The organism is Pseudomonas sp. 15C, assembly GCF_055484735.1.
The window spans coordinates 1-16,651 of record NZ_JBUDGD010000002.1 but is presented as its reverse complement, the minus strand read 5'-3'; the positions used below and the strand labels follow the sequence as shown (position 1 = coordinate 16,651).

18 protein-coding genes are annotated in these 16,651 nt (G+C 58.5%); 9 read left to right on the top strand and 9 right to left on the bottom strand.

Annotation, left to right across the window (positions count from 1 at the left end):
- Positions 1-392 precede the first annotated feature (392 nt).
- From ACYYKW_RS01575 to ACYYKW_RS01560, 4 genes are all read left to right on the top strand, one after another.
- Positions 393-986 (top strand): aminodeoxychorismate/anthranilate synthase component II, encoded by a 594-nt coding sequence (locus tag ACYYKW_RS01575; protein WP_464989251.1) that lies wholly within the window; start codon positions 393-395, stop codon positions 984-986.
- 9 nt (positions 987-995) lie between these two features.
- Positions 996-2,045, top strand: coding sequence for an anthranilate phosphoribosyltransferase (gene trpD, locus ACYYKW_RS01570; protein WP_090286810.1), 1,050 nt, complete (start codon positions 996-998; stop codon positions 2,043-2,045).
- The gene (gene trpC, locus ACYYKW_RS01565) at positions 2,042-2,881 is read left to right on the top strand and encodes an indole-3-glycerol phosphate synthase TrpC (RefSeq protein ID WP_464989250.1); all 840 of its coding nucleotides are present in this window, start codon (positions 2,042-2,044) and stop codon (positions 2,879-2,881) included. Before trpD ends, trpC begins: the two co-directional genes overlap by 4 nt.
- Positions 2,882-3,001: 120 nt before the next feature.
- A complete protein-coding gene (locus ACYYKW_RS01560) occupies positions 3,002-3,703 on the top strand; it encodes a lipoate--protein ligase family protein (protein ID WP_464989249.1) in 702 nt (233 codons plus the stop codon).
- 10 nt (positions 3,704-3,713) lie between these two features.
- On the opposite strand, the gene crp is transcribed toward ACYYKW_RS01560, so the two are convergent.
- Complete coding sequence (crp, locus tag ACYYKW_RS01555) at positions 3,714-4,358, bottom strand: cAMP-activated global transcriptional regulator CRP (protein ID WP_090286804.1); 645 nt, start codon at positions 4,356-4,358, stop codon at positions 3,714-3,716.
- A gap of 248 nt (positions 4,359-4,606) precedes the next feature.
- Here crp and ACYYKW_RS01550 point away from each other — a divergent pair, with 248 nt between their 5' ends.
- Complete coding sequence (locus tag ACYYKW_RS01550; protein WP_003228794.1) at positions 4,607-5,029, top strand: OsmC family protein; 423 nt, start codon at positions 4,607-4,609, stop codon at positions 5,027-5,029.
- 237 nt (positions 5,030-5,266) lie between these two features.
- Positions 5,267-6,061 (top strand): adenosylmethionine decarboxylase, encoded by a 795-nt coding sequence (gene speD, locus ACYYKW_RS01545; protein ID WP_090286802.1) that lies wholly within the window; start codon positions 5,267-5,269, stop codon positions 6,059-6,061.
- A 116-nt stretch (positions 6,062-6,177) separates the two neighbouring features.
- Here speD and coq7 read toward each other — a convergent pair whose 3' ends face one another.
- From coq7 to hemJ, 6 genes are all read right to left on the bottom strand, one after another.
- Entirely contained in the window at positions 6,178-6,825 is a 648-nt protein-coding gene (gene coq7, locus ACYYKW_RS01540) for a 2-polyprenyl-3-methyl-6-methoxy-1,4-benzoquinone monooxygenase (protein ID WP_090286800.1), read from the bottom strand.
- Positions 6,826-7,015: 190 nt separating this feature from the next.
- Positions 7,016-7,354 (bottom strand): histidine triad nucleotide-binding protein, encoded by a 339-nt coding sequence (locus tag ACYYKW_RS01535; protein ID WP_017128660.1) that lies wholly within the window; start codon positions 7,352-7,354, stop codon positions 7,016-7,018.
- A gap of 56 nt (positions 7,355-7,410) precedes the next feature.
- Complete coding sequence (locus tag ACYYKW_RS01530; RefSeq protein ID WP_093097827.1) at positions 7,411-8,199, bottom strand: SDR family NAD(P)-dependent oxidoreductase; 789 nt, start codon at positions 8,197-8,199, stop codon at positions 7,411-7,413.
- A gap of 61 nt (positions 8,200-8,260) precedes the next feature.
- The gene (locus ACYYKW_RS01525) at positions 8,261-9,211 is read right to left on the bottom strand and encodes a DUF805 domain-containing protein (RefSeq protein ID WP_093097830.1); all 951 of its coding nucleotides are present in this window, start codon (positions 9,209-9,211) and stop codon (positions 8,261-8,263) included.
- 78 nt (positions 9,212-9,289) lie between these two features.
- On the bottom strand, positions 9,290-10,258 hold the full coding sequence (locus tag ACYYKW_RS01520; RefSeq protein WP_464989248.1) for an NAD(P)H-dependent flavin oxidoreductase: 969 nt from the start codon (positions 10,256-10,258) through the stop codon (positions 9,290-9,292).
- Between the two features lie 32 nt (positions 10,259-10,290).
- Positions 10,291-10,719: a protoporphyrinogen oxidase HemJ gene (hemJ, locus tag ACYYKW_RS01515; RefSeq protein ID WP_464989247.1), complete on the bottom strand. Its 429-nt coding sequence runs from the start codon at positions 10,717-10,719 to the stop codon at positions 10,291-10,293.
- Between the two features lie 134 nt (positions 10,720-10,853).
- Between hemJ and argC the strand changes: the two genes are divergently transcribed.
- Both argC and erpA read left to right on the top strand, forming a co-directional pair.
- Positions 10,854-11,888, top strand: a complete 1,035-nt coding sequence (gene argC / locus ACYYKW_RS01510) for an N-acetyl-gamma-glutamyl-phosphate reductase (RefSeq protein WP_093097834.1) — start codon at positions 10,854-10,856, stop codon at positions 11,886-11,888.
- A gap of 147 nt (positions 11,889-12,035) precedes the next feature.
- Entirely contained in the window at positions 12,036-12,386 is a 351-nt protein-coding gene (gene erpA / locus ACYYKW_RS01505; protein ID WP_007918905.1) for an iron-sulfur cluster insertion protein ErpA, read from the top strand.
- Between the two features lie 91 nt (positions 12,387-12,477).
- On the opposite strand, the gene ACYYKW_RS01500 is transcribed toward erpA, so the two are convergent.
- Together ACYYKW_RS01500 and ACYYKW_RS01495 are read right to left on the bottom strand one after the other, a co-directional pair.
- The gene (locus ACYYKW_RS01500) at positions 12,478-13,569 is read right to left on the bottom strand and encodes an anhydro-N-acetylmuramic acid kinase (protein WP_093097835.1); all 1,092 of its coding nucleotides are present in this window, start codon (positions 13,567-13,569) and stop codon (positions 12,478-12,480) included.
- 3 nt (positions 13,570-13,572) lie between these two features.
- The gene (locus tag ACYYKW_RS01495; RefSeq protein WP_464989246.1) at positions 13,573-15,000 is read right to left on the bottom strand and encodes a peptidoglycan DD-metalloendopeptidase family protein; all 1,428 of its coding nucleotides are present in this window, start codon (positions 14,998-15,000) and stop codon (positions 13,573-13,575) included.
- Between the two features lie 212 nt (positions 15,001-15,212).
- On the opposite strand from ACYYKW_RS01495, the gene tyrS reads away from it, so the two are divergent.
- Entirely contained in the window at positions 15,213-16,412 is a 1,200-nt protein-coding gene (gene tyrS, locus ACYYKW_RS01490; protein WP_093097837.1) for a tyrosine--tRNA ligase, read from the top strand.
- The last annotated feature ends 239 nt before the right edge of the window (positions 16,413-16,651 follow it).

Here is a 16,651-nt window from a genome sequence, read left to right as displayed (position 1 = left end):
TTATTGTTGTAGGTGAACGAAACGACAGTACCAAAAACTCTCGGCGTTTTGCCATCGGTCGCGAATCGTCTCCTCGTTTTATCTCCCGCAGGCCCCGCCATATTGCACGCTCTGCCCAGCTAAGTTACTGTGCCGGAACGCATGAACGAGACCTTCCCCGTGTTGATCACCAGCAAACTTCTGGATCAAGTCATCAAGGCACACGCCCGCTGGCGTTGGCGCGCCTGAATCTTTTCTGCCGGCCCCGCCGGATCTGTATCGCTTTGCCTTCCTTGCCTGTCTGAAATGCCGCTGTGCCGACGCACCTGACTGCGTCCGACATCGTGCAGCGCCCTGCGGGCAAGTGTTCTGAAGGCTGTTTTCAAATCAGAATTCAAGAGGTTCGACACGCCATGTTGCTGATGATCGACAACTACGACTCCTTTACTTACAACGTTGTGCAATACCTCGGCGAGCTGGGTGCCGAGGTCAAAGTGGTGCGCAACGACGAACTGACCATCGCCGAAATCGAAGCGCTCAACCCCGAGCGCATCGTGGTGTCCCCCGGCCCGTGCACGCCGACCGAAGCCGGCATTTCCATCGATGCGATCAAGCACTTCGCCGGCAAGCTGCCGATTCTCGGTGTCTGCCTTGGCCACCAGTCCATCGGTCAGGCCTTCGGCGGCGACGTCGTGCGGGCGCGGCAAGTGATGCACGGTAAGACTAGCCCGGTATTCCACGAGGACAAGGGCGTATTCAGCGGTCTCAACCATCCGCTGACCGTCACCCGCTACCATTCGCTGATCGTCAAGCACGAGAGCTTGCCTGATTGCCTGGAGCTGACCGCGTGGACACAACACGATGACGGTTCGGTTGACGAAATCATGGGCCTGCGTCACAAGACCCTGAACATCGAAGGTGTACAGTTTCACCCCGAGTCGATCCTCACCGAACAGGGCCATGAACTGTTCGCCAACTTCCTCAAACAAACCGGCGGCATGCGCTAAGGACTTTGCATGAATATCAAGACAGCCCTGAGCCGTATCGTCGATCACCTCGACCTCAGCACAGATGAAATGCGCGATGTGATGCGCGAAATCATGACCGGCCAATGCAGCGACGCGCAAATCGGCGCGTTCATGATGGCCATGCGCATGAAAAGCGAGAGCATCGACGAGATCGTCGGCGCCGTGTCGGTCATGCGTGAACTGGCCGATCAGGTTGAACTCAAGACCCTCGACGGCGTGGTCGATGTGGTCGGCACCGGTGGGGACGGCGCGAACATCTTCAACGTGTCGACCGCTTCTTCCTTCGTTGTCGCGGCAGCCGGTTGCACCGTGGCCAAGCACGGCAACCGCGCCGTCTCGGGCAAGAGCGGCAGTGCGGACTTGCTCGAAGCCGCTGGCATCTATCTGAACCTGACGCCGGTACAAGTGGCGCGTTGCATCGACAATGTCGGCATCGGTTTCATGTTTGCCCAGACCCACCACAAAGCCATGAAATACGCTGCCGGCCCGCGCCGCGATCTCGGCCTGCGCACGCTGTTCAACATGCTCGGCCCGCTTACGAATCCGGCCGGAGTGAAGCATCAGGTGGTGGGCGTGTTCACGCAGGCGCTGTGCCGGCCATTGGCTGAAGTCTTGCAGCGTCTGGGCAGCAAGCATGTGCTGGTGGTGCATTCGAAGGATGGGCTGGATGAATTCAGTCTCGCCGCGCCGACGTTTGTCGCCGAACTGAAGAACAACGAAATCACTGAATATTGGGTAGAGCCGGAAGATCTCGGCATGAAGAGCCAGAGCCTGCACGGCCTGTCGGTCGAAGGCCCGGAAGCGTCGCTGGCGCTGATCCGTGATGCCCTCGGCAAGCGCAAAACCGAAAACGGTCAGAAAGCCGCCGAGATGATCGTGCTCAATGCCGGTGCTGCGTTGTACGCCGCCGATCTGGCCAGCAGTTTGAAACAGGGCGTGGAGCTTGCGCACGACGCTTTGCACACCGGCCTCGCTCGGGAGAAACTCGAGGAGCTGGGTGCCTTTACCGCGGTATTCAAAGTGGAGAATGAAGGATGAGTGTACCGACGGTTCTGGAAAAGATTCTCGCCCGCAAAGTCGAGGAAGTGGCCGAGCGTAGCGCCCGCGTCAGCCTCGCCGAGCTGGAGACTCTGGCCAAGTCGGCCGATGCATCCCGTGGTTTCGCCCAGGCGTTGCTGACGCAAGCGAAGAAGAAACAGCCAGCGGTGATTGCCGAGATCAAAAAGGCCTCGCCGAGCAAAGGCGTGATCCGCGAAGACTTCGTTCCCGCCGATATCGCCAGAAGCTACGAGAAGGGCGGGGCGACCTGTCTGTCGGTGCTGACTGACATCGACTATTTCCAGGGCGCCGATGCGTATCTGCAACAGGCCCGTGCCGCGTGCAAGCTACCAGTGATCCGCAAGGATTTCATGATCGACCCGTATCAGATCGTCGAAGCCCGCGCACTGGGCGCGGACTGCGTGCTGCTGATCGTCTCCGCACTGGATGACGTGAAGATGGCCGAACTGGCTGCGGTGGCAAAAAGCGTCGGCCTCGATGTACTGGTGGAAGTGCACGATGGCGATGAGCTCGAACGCGCCTTGAAGACACTCGATACGCCACTGATCGGGGTCAACAACCGCAATCTGCATACCTTCGACGTCAGCCTGGAGACCACGCTGGATCTGCTGCCACGCATTCCCCGAGATCGCCTGGTGATCACCGAGAGCGGCATTCTCAATCGTGCCGATGTCGAGCTGATGGAAATCAGCGACGTGTACGCGTTTCTGGTTGGCGAGGCGTTCATGCGTGCGGAAAGCCCGGGCACCGAGCTGCAGCGTCTGTTCTTCCCGGAGCGTGGCGGCCCGGTAGTCAGCGGCTCGACCCTCGACTGATTCGACGCCATCGCGAGCAGGCTCACTCCTACATTTGGAACGCGTTCCCCTGTAGGAGTGAGCCCGCTCGCGATGAGGCCTTAAAATCCGCTAAAGATGTCTAATCTGCCGGAGCCCTTCATGTCGCTGCCAATCCTTCTGACCATCGAAGCCGGCCTGCAAGCCGAGCAAGATCTGTTGGCCTCGGTGTGCGCCGGCGACGCGGAATTCGCTCTGCTGTTCTGGCAACCCAGCGACCGCGCGCTGGTCATGCCGCGCCGCCTCAACCGGTTACCCGGTTTCGACCACGCCTGCGAAGTCTCCGCTGCGGCCGGATGGCCGGTGCTGCTGCGCGAAACCGGCGGCGAGCCGGTCCCGCAATCCGCCGCGACGATCAACATCGCGCTGGTTTACGCGCCGCCGCGCAGCGAGGGCGATCTCAATCGTATCGAAACCGGCTACCGACGTTTGTGCGATCCGATCTGTCAGTTGCTCGATGAATTAGGCGGCACGTCTTCGCTGGGCGAAATTGACGGTGCGTTCTGCGACGGACGCTTCAACGTCAATCTGGATGGACGCAAAATGGTCGGCACCGCGCAGCGCTGGCGCCAGAGTCAGGGCGGCCAGCGTCCGGTCGGGCTGGTGCACGGTGCGATGCTGATGGATGACGAGCGTGAATCGATGGTTGCAGCGGTCAATCGCTTCAACGAGGCCTGCGGCCTGGAGCAACGGGTACGAGCGCAAAGCCACATCGCCCTGCATGAGAAATTCAACGCGCCACAGGCTTTGGCGCGTCTCGATGAACTGTTTCGTCTGATGCTGGCGCAGATCTACAGCACCTGATTTTCAGGATTCAGCGCGTACCGAAGACCACCATGGTCTTGCCTTTCACATCGACCAGGTTGCGTTCTTCCAGATCCTTGAGCACGCGACCGACCATCTCCCGCGAACAACCCACGATCCGCCCGATTTCCTGACGCGTCACCTTGATCTGCATGCCGTCCGGGTGGGTCATGGCGTCCGGTTGCTTGCACAGCTCAAGCAGGCAGCGGGCCACGCGACCGGTGACGTCGAAGAAGGCCAGGTCGCCGACCTTGCGCGTGGTATTGCGCAGGCGTTGTGCGATCTGTCCGCTGAGTACGTAAAGAATGTCCGGGTCCTGCTGGGACAATTCGCGGAACTTGGCGTAGCTGATTTCTGCGGTTTCGCATTCGACCTTGGCCCTTACCCAGGCGCTGCGCTCCTGCTCCTGGCCGGCCTGCTCGAACAGGCCCAGCTCACCAAAGAAGTCCCCGGCATTGAGGTACGCGATGATCATTTCGCGGCCGTCATCGTCCTCGATCAGAATCGTCACCGAGCCTTTGATGATGAAATACAGCGTGTCCGAGCGATCGCCGGCACAGATGATGTTGCTCTTGGCTGCATGGCGACGGCGTTGACAATGCATCAACAACTTGTCGAGATTCTTGACTCTGGATGTGGGGGTAATAGCAACCATGGTTGTATCCCGAAAAGACTGCACGGTGATGTTTGGTTTTTTTATGAGGCGCTGAAGAGGGTCGCTGCAACAGCTGACGACACGGGCTGGCACGGGCGCCAGCGAATTGGCGCCAGCTTAACAGACACTTCGTCGCAAATTCGAGAAATTACCTACAGGCCAGAGGCGTGCGTCCTGGGACGCCGCTCCTGTTGGGGCAAATCGCTGTGCTAAGCTGGCGACCCTTTTTTTACAGTGGAGTCTGGGCGATGAAGGCACGCATCCAATGGGCTGGCGAAGCCATGTTCCTCGGTGAATCCGGCAGCGGTCATGTCGTGGTGATGGACGGTCCGCCGGACGCCGGTGGTCGCAATCTGGGTGTTCGGCCGATGGAGATGCTCCTGCTGGGCGTCGGCGGTTGCAGCAACTTCGACGTGGTCAGCATCCTCAAGAAGTCGCGCCAGGCTGTTGAAAGCTGCGAAGCGTTCCTGGAAGCCGAGCGCGCCACCGAAGATCCCAAGGTCTTTACCAAGATCCACATGCATTTCGTCGTCAAGGGTCGTGGTCTGAAAGAAGCCCAGGTCAAGCGTGCGATCGAGCTGTCCGCCGAGAAATACTGCTCGGCCTCGATCATGCTCGGTGCGGCTGGCGTGGCGATTACCCACGATTACGAAATCGTCGAACTCGGTTGAACCGACATTCAACTATCATAAAAGCAGTGCAGACTCTGGCGATCCCCCGCTGACGTCTGCATAATGCGCCACTTTTTTCAGGGCAGTGATCGGTCAGCCGACGGGTCATCCGCCTGAACAGACAACCAAAATCGCCATCGCGAAGAGGTGTTAACCGTCCTACGCAGGTGCGTCGTTCGCACTTGACGGGCATGCTTGATCACGCGGCCGGGCCGCATACATAGAGAGTTTTTAACGGTGAAAAGCAAACTCAAGCTCCACGGGTTCAATAACCTGACAAAGACCTTGAGCTTCAACATCTATGACATCTGCTATGCGGAAACCCCGCAAGACCAGCAGGCTTACGTCGAGTACATCAATCAAGAGTACAACGCGAAACGCCTGACGCAGATTCTCACGGAAGTTGTCGAGATCATTGGTGCCAACATCCTGAACATTGCCAGTCAGGACTACGAACCTCAGGGCGCCAGCGTCACGATTCTGATTTCTGAAGAGCCGGTGACCCCGACTGACAGTCAGATCGAAGAATCGCCGGGCCCGTTGCCCGAAATTATCCTGGCCCACCTCGACAAGAGTCACATCACGGTGCACACCTACCCGGAGATTCATCCGGACGACGGTATTGCAACTTTCCGTGTGGACATCGACGTGTCGACCTGTGGGGTCATTTCACCGCTTAAAGCGCTCAATTTCCTCATTCACCAGTTCGATTCGGACATCGTGACTGTGGATTATCGTGTGCGCGGCTTCACCCGTGACGTTGAAGGCAACAAGCACTTCATCGACCACGAGATCAACTCGATCCAGAACTACTTGTCCGAAGACACTCGCGACGCGTACCAGATGACCGACGTGAACGTGTATCAGGAAAATCTGTTCCACACCAAAATGCTGTTGAAGAACTTCGAACTGGACAACTACCTGTTCGGCGACGCCACCAGCAATCTGTCCCCTGAGCAGCGTGCTCAAGTGACCGACCGGGTGAAACACGAAATGCTCGAGATCTTCTACGCACGCAACATGCCTGCGTAAGTCCCAGGCACAAAAAAGGCGACTCCCTCACGGCAGTCGCCTTTTTCATGTCCGAAGCACAGCCCCCTGTAGGAGCGAGCCTGCTCGCGAAGGGGCCATCAGCCGCAATACCTGTCTCAAATTCGATAAGTACTCTTGGTCATCACCTTGGCCAGGATACTCATCCCGAATTTCACCGGCGCCGGAAAGCGAAAACCACCTGCATCCAGCGCACTCTCCGCATGATGTTCTTCGTCGATGCGCATCTGCTCCAGAATCGCCCGGGACTTCTCGTCCTCGGCTGGCAGTTGCTCAAGGTGCTCGTTCAGATGCTTGCACACCTGATGCTCGGTCGCCGCGACAAAACCGAGGCTGACCTTGTCGCTGATCAGCCCGGCAACCGCACCGATCCCGAACGACATGCCATAAAACAACGGATTCAGCACGCTGGTATGGCTGCCTAACTGATGAATACGCTGTTCGCACCAGACCAGGTGATCGATCTCTTCTTCGGCCGCATGCTCCATGGCCTCGCGTACCTGCGGCAGTTTGGCGGTCAGCGCCTGCCCTTGGTACAGCGCTTGGGCGCAGACCTCGCCGGTGTGGTTGATGCGCATCAGGCCGGCGACGTGGCGGGTGTCTTCGTCGCTCATTGGCGTGTCCGGCTGCAGGAGGGCCGGTGACGGGCGGTACGGCTGACCACTGAAGGGCAGCAAAGTTCGCATTGCGGCATCGGCTTGCAGCAGAAGACGGTCAATCGGCGAGTAGTGACGTTGGGTAGTCATGCTGACCTCCGGGAAAAATCTCGACGGCCAGTTTAACCGAATCAGCCGGCGAAGGTTTGCGTTGGGTCATTGGTCGCGCGGGCAGGCTTTATGTGGGAGCGAGCCTGCTCGCGAAAGCGGACTGTCTGGTATTCAAATGTCGAATGTACCCAAGCCTTCGCGAGCAGGCTCCCACAGGTTTTGCCGTCAATCAGCCCGGCGGCCAGTTCATCTGGCGCTGACCCAGTACATGCATATGAATGTGATAGACAGTCTGCCCACCGAGTTCATTGCAATTCATCACCACGCGGAAACCTTCCTCGCAGCCCAGCTCCAGCGCCAGGCGTTGCGCGGTGAACAGGATGTGCCCGGCCAGTGCCTTGTCGTCTTCGGTCAGGTCGTTGAGGGTGCGCACCGGTTTCTTCGGGATCACCAGGAAATGCACCGGTGCCTGTGGAGCGATGTCGTGGAACGCCAGAACCTGGTCGTCCTCGTAAATGATCTTCGCCGGAATCTCCCGGTTGATGATCTTGGTGAACAGAGTATCCACTGCTGTTTCTCCGTTGTAGGGGCTGAGTCGAGTGTACCGCGTTGAATTCGGAATTTTCAGCGCGGGCAATAAGCTTTGTTGACCATGCCAACGATGGTCCGGTTGAGCCAGCGCGAGCCGAACCGCGGCAAAAAGGCCAGCCAGCGGTTACGTCGTCCCGGAATGATGATCGCGCGGTTCTTTTCGAGGGCGCGCACGGTGTACAGCGCGACTTCTTCGGGGCTCATCAGCTTTGCGCTGTCTTCGAGTTTTTCACCGTTGAGCTGTGCCGTCCGGAAAAATGCCGTGCGTGTCGGGCCAGGGCAGAGCACCGAAACCTTTACCGCGCTTTGTTTGAGTTCAACTCGCAAGGCTTCGGAGAAGTTCAGGACATAAGCCTTGCTTGCGTAGTAAGTGCTCATCCACGGACCGGGGCTGAAAGCCGCCACCGAGGCGACATTGAGGATCTGCCCGCCACCCTGCAGCGCCATGCTGTTGCCGATGGCGTGGCAGAGGCGGGTGAGGGCGAGGATGTTCACCTCGATCAGATCCTGCTCGGTCATCCAGTCTTGCGCAAGGAACGGACCGCAAGTACCGATGCCGGCGCAATTGACCAGCAAATCGATCTGGCGGTCGCCTTCCTCTAGCTCCAGCAGGAAGCCGGACAGGCGCAACGGTTCGCCGAGATCGCAGGCGCGAAACAGCACTTCGACGCCAAAGCGTTGAGTCAACTCCAGAGCAATACTTTCCAGCTGATCACGCTGTCGAGCCACCAGAATCAGGCTGCGGCCGCGGCGGGCCAGCGCTTCGGCCATGGCCAGGCCGATGCCGCTGGAAGCGCCAGTGATCAGAGCGTAACGGGTCATGCAATTCTCCATCGCAACAGCTCCGCGCCGGCGACGCGGGTGTCACGGCGGGGAGCGCTGTTCATTCTTGCGCAGAGTCTACAGGGGGCTGCGCCGCTTCGGCTGCATCGTCACTGGAAATCACGGGCGGTTCGACCTCCACATCGATCTCATCGGTGGTTACCGAGCCGCTTTCGTAGCTGCTTTCCAGATTGCTTTCATATTCCTGCTGGATAGCCGAAATACCACCGAGCATTCCACCGACGAAGAGCAGCGCGAAGAACACGATCCACAGCGAACACAGGACTTTGACGGCGGTGCTGTTGGGCGGCGGCGGTGGCCCGTAACGGTTGGCACCGGTGTTGCCCGGCACGACCATGATCACCAGCGGAAAGAAGCTGCCCACGAACGGCACCAGGTTCAGCAGCCAGAGCCAGCCAGACCAGCCAATGTCATGCAGACGCTGGACGCTGAACAGGATACTGACAATCAAGAATGCGACGAACAAGAAGAAAGCGAGAATCCCGCCAATGATCAGGCCGGTGGTGGAGTCGCCCGCGACCAGCCCCAGAGCCATCAGGGCAAACACGCCGACAATCGGCAGCGTCACCAGGCTCAGGACCATTGTCCACGCGAGAAAACGCAGGCGGCCAATCCGCCCTTCGAAGCTGAACGGTTTGAGTGTGGCGAACGCCGGCAGATTTTCAGCGACGCTGGCGCGCGGTGGTGCGTAAGGTGAGTCGGGTTCCGCCAAGGCCGCGGATTGCTCGTGGACGTCGGACAGGTTCAGGTCGATGACGGTTTCGGTTTCGATCCGCGCATCGATGCCGGTCTTGTTCAGCGCCTGCAGATAGGTCTGCGCATCACTGTGCGACAAGTCACGCTTGAGGGCGACGGTGCGGCCAGTGAACAGACGCTCGATGCCGGCAACATCGCTTTTGAACAGATCCGCCAGATTGAGTTTGGCAGTGGTGAGATCGACACCGGGCTGCAGAGCGCCATCGAAGACGATCTTGTAACGGGGTTCGCTCATGGTCGAGGCATCCTTGTCGCGAGTTGTTTGAAAGGTCAGCAGTGTAAGGCCAGCCAACGGCGCTGGCCCGGTTTTTTCTCAGCGTGGCCAGCGGCTCGGTAGCTGTGCTGCGCGACTCTGCGCCTGGCGGTATTCGGCGTCCAGTCGTGCAATCAATTGATCGACTGTCGGCAAGTCGTCGATCTGCCCCACGCCCTGGCCGGCCGACCACACGGTTTTCCAGGCTTTGGCTTCGTCGCTGATCGGCTTGAGCTTGTCGCCGAAATTCACTTCGCCTTTACCTTGCAGGGCGGCCATATCGAAACCGGCCGCTTCCAGGCTCTGGCGCATGAAACTGGCCGGTACTCCCGACACCTCTGGAGTATGGATGATGTCCGCGGCCTTGGCTGTCAGCAGCATCTGCTTGTAAGCGTCAGGCGCATGACTTTCGCTGGTGCCGATAAATCGCGTACCGAAGTAGGCTAAATCCGCACCGAGCAGTTGGGCAGCGAGAATCTCATGGCCGTGGTTCAAACATCCTGCAAGCAGCAGCGTCTTGTCGAAGAACTGGCGGATTTCGGCGACCAGTGCAAAAGGGCTCCAGGTCCCGGCATGCCCGCCGGCGCCGGCTGCGACAGCGATCAAACCATCGACCCCGGCTTCGGCGGCTTTCTCGGCATGCCGGCGTGTCGTCACATCGTGGAACACCAGGCCGCCATAGCTGTGCACTGCGTCGACCAGTTCCTTCACCGCACCGAGGCTGGTGATTACGATCGGCACCTTGTGCTCGACGCAGATATTCAGGTCAGCCTGCAACCGTGGATTGCTGTTATGGACGATCAGGTTCACCGCATACGGCGCCGGGTTTTCCAGTGCGGCCAGTCCCGCCTCGATCTCTTCCAGCCAGGCCTTGAAACCACTGCTTTCGCGCTGGTTCAACGCGGGAAAGCTACCCACAACGCCATTGCGGCAGCAGGCGAGCACCAGTTGCGGATTGGATATCAGGAACATCGGCGCAGCCACCACAGGCAGACGCAGACGTTGTTCGAGCAAAGCGGGCAGCGACATTGGAGTACCCCGAAATGGTTTAGTTATCGAAACTAGAACGGCCGGACCACGACCAGAATGACGATAGCCAGCAATAGCAGAACCGGCACTTCATTGAACCAGCGATAAAAGACATGGCTGCGGGTGTTTTCGCCACGGGCGAAGCGTTTGATTTGCGCGCCACACATGTGGTGGTAACCGATCAGCAGCACGACCAGGGTCAGTTTGGCGTGGATCCAGCCGCCTTGACTGAAGATCGTCGGGTTGAGGTAAATCAGCCAGCCGCCAAAGATCAGGGTGGCGATCATCGCCGGGCCCATGATGCCCCGATACAACTTGCGCTCCATGACGCTGAAGCGCTCCTTGCTGATCGTGTCTTCGCTTTGCGCGTGATAGACGAACAATCGCGGCAGGTAGAACAGCCCGGCGAACCAGCAGACGACACTGACGATATGCAACGCTTTGATCCACAGATAGAGCATTTTGGTTATTCCCTCATTCACGGTAAGCCAGATAGTAGAGGCTTGAGCGTCCGCACGTCACCTTGACGGTTGTCGCAGGGGCGCGCGGCCCCTATCATCGACGGCTTTCCAGTGGTTTCGTTGAGGGCAGGTTTATGGTCAAGGTCGGTATCGTCGGCGGCACGGGTTACACCGGTGTCGAACTGCTGCGTCTGTTGGCACAGCATCCGCAGGCAGAAGTGGTCGTCATCACTTCCCGATCCGAGGCCGGTCTGGCCGTGGCTGACATGTACCCGAACCTGCGCGGCCACTACGACGGCCTGGCGTTCAGCGTGCCGGACGTGAAAACCCTCGGTGCTTGCGACGTGGTGTTCTTCGCCACCCCGCACGGTGTTGCGCACGCATTGGCAGGTGAGTTGCTGGCGGCGGGCACCAAGGTCATCGACCTGTCGGCAGACTTCCGACTGCAGGACGCCGAAGAATGGGCCAAGTGGTACGGCCAGCCTCACGGCGCACCGGAATTGCTGGATGAAGCGGTCTACGGTCTGCCGGAAGTCAATCGCGAGCAGATCAAAAAAGCACGTCTGATTGCGGTGCCGGGTTGCTATCCAACCGCGACGCAACTGGGTTTCCTGCCATTGCTGGAAGCCGGGCTGGCTGACGCTTCGCGCCTGATCGCCGACTGCAAATCCGGTGTCAGCGGTGCCGGCCGTGGTGCGGCTGTAGGCTCGCTGTACTCCGAAACGTCGGAAAGCATGAAGGCGTATGCGGTGAAAGGTCACCGTCACCTGCCGGAAATTCGCCAGGGCCTGCGTCGTGCGGCGGGCAAGGAGGTCGGTCTGACATTCGTCCCGCATCTGACTCCGATGATCCGTGGCATCCACTCCACGCTTTACGCGACCGTGGTTGATCGTTCGGTGGATCTGCAAGCGCTGTTCGAAAAACGCTATGCCAACGAACCGTTCGTCGATGTGATGCCGGCCGGCAGCCATCCCGAAACCCGTAGCGTGCGTGGCGCCAATGTCTGCCGCATCGCGGTGCACCGTCCTCAGGATGGTGACCTGGTGGTAGTGCTGTCGGTCATCGACAATCTGGTTAAAGGCGCGTCGGGGCAGGCAGTGCAGAACATGAACATCCTGTTTGGCCTGGACGAACGCTTTGGTTTGTCCCACGCCGGCATGCTGCCCTGAAAGCAGCTGCGAGCTATAAGCCGCAAGCTTGAAGCTCAGCGCTTGAAGCTTGCCGCCGCTCCTCTAATAGTTGACCAATTTTCTAGGACAAGCGGATAATGCGCGTCATCACGCATTATGGCGGCGTAACGCCGGGAGAAAGTCAGCATGAGCGTCGAATCCTTCACCCCCACGGCTTTGCAATTCACTCAAGGTGCTGCGCACAAGGTGAAGAGCCTGGTCGATGAAGAGGGGAATGATCGCTTGAAGCTGCGCGTATTCGTTACGGGCGGCGGTTGTTCAGGGTTTCAATACGGTTTCACCTTCGATGAAGATGTGGCCGATGACGACACCATCGTCGAGCGCGAAGGCGTGAGTCTGGTGGTCGATCCGATGAGCTTCCAGTACCTGGCCGGTGCGGAAGTGGATTACCAGGAAGGTCTGGAAGGTTCGCGGTTCGTGATCAAGAACCCGAACGCCACCACCACGTGTGGTTGCGGGTCGTCGTTCTCGATCTGATAGCAGCGTCTTTACAGCGTTTTCGCTTCGCATACTGAAACGCCGCAGAGCCTCACGGTTCTGCGGCGTTTTTTGTTGTCTCGCGATTCACTCAGGCCGGATAGATCGCGCCAAGCACTCGGAGGCCGCGGGCACCGGTGACGCTCGGACGGTTGGCGGCGATACCTTCGAGGCAGCAATGAGCCAGCCAGGCGAACGCCATCGCTTCGACCCAGTCAGGATCAACGCCGTGGCTGGCGGTACTGGCGACGGTGGTGTCGGGTAGCAGCGCTGCCAATCGTGTCATTAAAGCCGAGTTATGTGCACCGCCGCCGCAGACCAGCAACTCCTGTGTATTGGCTTGAGCGCTTTGCAGCGAGGTGACGATGGTTACGGCGCTCAGTTCAAGCAGTGTGGCCTGCACGTTCTCCGCAGCAAACGCGGGAAAACGTGAAAGGTGTTGTTCAAGCCAGGGCAGGTTGAATACCTCGCGCCCGGTGCTTTTCGGTCCTTGGGTGATGAAGAACGGATCGCTGAGCAGGGCTTCCAGCAATTGAGGTTCAATAGTGCCTGTCTTCGCCCAATCGCCATTGCGGTCGTAGTTTTCGCCGCGTTGCTGCTGAATCCAGGCGTCCATCAGGACATTCCCCGGGCCACAGTCGAAACCGGCTACAGGCCTGGTCGGCTCGATCAGACTCAAATTGCTGAAACCGCCGACATTCAAGACTGCCTGATTGCCAGTACGCTCTTCGAACAAAGCCTCATGAAAGGCCGGCACCAGCGGTGCACCCTGGCCGCCGGCCGCGACGTCGCGGCTACGGAAGTCACTGACGACCGTGATGCCGGTCAGTTCGGTGAGCAGGGCCGGGTTGCCGATCTGCACCGTAAAACCGCGCGCCGGTTCATGGCGAATGGTCTGGCCGTGACTGCCGATCGCACGAATGGCTTCAGGTTTGAGGTGCTGGTTGCTCAGTAGCGCGTGTACACCCTGCGCGGCGAGCTTCACCCAGTGTTGCTGGGCGATGGCCGAGCGGGCAATTTCGTCAGGGCCGCTGGCGCACAAGCCAAGCAGCTCGGCGCGCAGGGAGTCGGGCATGGGGATGTAGTGGGTGGCGACCAATCTGATCGCCGAGGTCTGCTCGATCAGGGCAATGTCCAGCCCGTCGAGACTGGTTCCGGACATTACCCCGATATACAAGGCCATGATTTAACGCTTGCTCGAGGCCAGCATGGTGGCCTTTTCTTGGTCCATGCGTGCCATCAATGGCTGACTCTGAGCCAGGAACCGCGCTCGTTCCGACTTGGCAATCGGGTCCGCCATTGGCAGTTTCTGGCCCAGTGGATCGACGTGCACACCGTTGACCTGGAACTCGTAGTGCAAGTGCGGACCGGTCGACAGGCCCGTGGTGCCGATGTAGCCAATCACCTGACCTTGCTTGACGGTACCGCCGGTTTTCACGCCCTTGGCAAAACCTTGCATGTGACCGTACAGCGTACGGTAGGTGTTGCCGTGCTGAATGATCACTGTGTTGCCGTAACCGCCGCGGCGGCCGGCGAGCAGCACTTTACCGTCACCGGCAGCCTTGATTGGCGTACCGCGTGGCGCTGCGTAGTCAACGCCTTTGTGGGCGCGGATCTTGTTGAGGATCGGGTGCTTGCGGCCCATCGAGAACTTGGAGCTGATACGAGCGAAGTCCACCGGAGTGCGAATGAACGCCTTGCGCATGCTGTTGCCATCGGCGGTGTAATAGCTGCTGTTGCCTTGCTTGTTGGTGTAGCGCACGGCGGTGTAGGTCTTGCCGCGGTTGGTAAAGCGAGCCGAGAGGATCGGACCGTTGCCGACTGCTTTGCCGTTGACCACTTTCTGCTCGTAGATCACATCGAATTCGTCGCCCTGACGGATGTCTTGGGCGAAGTCGACGTCATAGCCGAAAACACTGGCCATATCCATGGTCAGGCTGTGCGACAGGCCCGCACGAGCTGCGGATTGCGACAGCGAGCTGTTGATCACGCCGTGAACATACGCGGTACGAACGGTCGGCTTTGCGGTGACGCGACTGAACGCGTAGCCCTTGTCATTTCGGGTAAGGGTGATGGTTTCGACGTCGCTGACCTTGCTGTGCAGGCCGGTCAACTGGCCGTCCGGACTCAATTCGAATTCAAGCTTCTGGCCACGCTTGAGCTGGCTGAATTGTTTGGCTTGTTTGTCGCTGGCCAATACTTCATGCACAGAAGCGCCTGGCAAACCGACCTTTTCGAACAGCGTGGACAGCGTATCGCCCTTGGCTACAACGACTTCGCGATGGCCTGGGGCTTTTACTTTTTCTTCAACTGTAGGTGCAGGGGCAGGGGCGGCATCCGCGGTTTGTGCGGTGCTGTCGTCAGTGTTTTCGATTTGCGCAAACGGCGATGCGACGGGTTCATTTGTGGCTTGAGCCGCGTCAGCAGCGTCTTGATCTTGTGTCAGTTGTTCAGCAGGACTTTCCAGTTCAAGGCTCAGGGTCGTCTTTTTGGCTTCTACATCACTGGAAGGGAATACCAGGAGCGCCAGGCTGAGAAGGGCGGCGATTCCACTTGCGGCAAGCAGGTGGGTCTTCGGGTAAAGCGGGGGCGCTTTAGACGGTTCTGTGGTCATAGGTAATTTTGACTTTGAAAAATGATGAATTGGAAAAGATGAATGACATGATGAAGATGAAATAACTGTATAAAATATAACCAAATCATCTCTGAAGCAAGTCTACAGACAGTGAGTCTGTGGATTGGTGGTCGTGCGCCGGGCAAAACTTGTAATTGGTGCGCGATATTGTATGGTTGGTTCCCTTTGAATCTGAGCCTTGCGGGTCTGTTATGAAGTCGGTTGAAGAGCAGCTAGCGCTGATAAAACGTGGTGCGGAAGAACTACTGGTCGAGTCCGAGCTGATCGAGAAGCTCAAGCGCGGCCAGCCGCTGCGTATCAAGGCTGGTTTCGATCCGACCGCGCCGGATCTGCATCTGGGCCACACCGTGCTTATTAATAAGCTGCGTCAGTTCCAGGAACTGGGGCATCAGGTGATCTTCCTTATCGGCGATTTCACCGGGATGATCGGTGATCCGAGTGGCAAGAGCGCTACACGCCCGCCGTTGACTCGCGAGCAGGTTCTGGAAAACGCCGAGACGTACAAGACTCAGGTGTTCAAGATTCTCGATCCGGCGAAAACCGAAGTCGCGTTCAACTCTACCTGGATGGATCAGATGGGGCCGGCGGATTTCATTCGTCTGACTTCGCAATACACGGTCGCACGCATGCTCGAGCGCGATGACTTCGACAAGCGCTACACCACCAACCAGCCTATCGCTATTCATGAGTTCCTCTATCCGCTGGTGCAGGGTTACGACTCGGTGGCTCTGCGTGCGGATGTCGAGCTGGGCGGTACCGATCAGAAATTCAATTTGCTGATGGGGCGCGAGCTGCAACGTGGTTATGGTCAGGAGGCTCAATGCATTCTGACCATGCCATTGCTCGAGGGGCTGGATGGCGTGAAGAAGATGTCCAAATCGTTGGGCAATTACGTCGGTATCCAGGAAGCGCCGGGTGTCATGTACAGCAAGCTGGTTTCGATTCCGGATGCGCTGATGTGGCGCTACTTCGAGCTGCTCAGCTTCCGCTCCATGGATGAAATCAATGCATTGCGAGCTGATGTCGAGGCGGGTGCCAATCCGCGTGACGTCAAAATCAAGCTGGCTGAAGAAATCGTCGCGCGTTTCCATGGTGAAGAGGCTGCGGCCAATGCTCACCGTGCTGCAGGTAACCGCATGAAGGATGGCGAGTTGCCGGATGACTTGCCGGAGATCGAAATGGCTTCCGCTGAGGATATGCCGATTGCCGCTGTCCTTAATAAGGCAGGGCTGGTGAAGAACTCGGCGGCTGCGCGTGACCTCCTGGCGTCTGGCGGTGTTCGCGTTGATGGTGAAGTGGTTGATCGCTCCTTTATATATGCACTGGGTGCGACCCACGTTTGCCAGGCCGGAAAAAAGGCATTTGCCCGGATCACGCTGAAATCCGAGTAATGTTTCAAATAAGTGTTGACGGCGGATTTCAGATGTCTATAATTCGCCCCACTTCCGGCGCAGTCGAAACGGAAAACTCCTTGAGATTCAGCGAGTTAAGTAGGTTTCGTCGGTAAGCGGCTTCAGTTCATCGAAGCCCAAAAGGAAGTTGAAAAAGAGGTGTTGACAGCAGCGTGTAACGCTGTAGAATTCGCCTCCCGCTGACGAGAGATCGGAAGCGCAAGTGGTTGAAGTTGTTG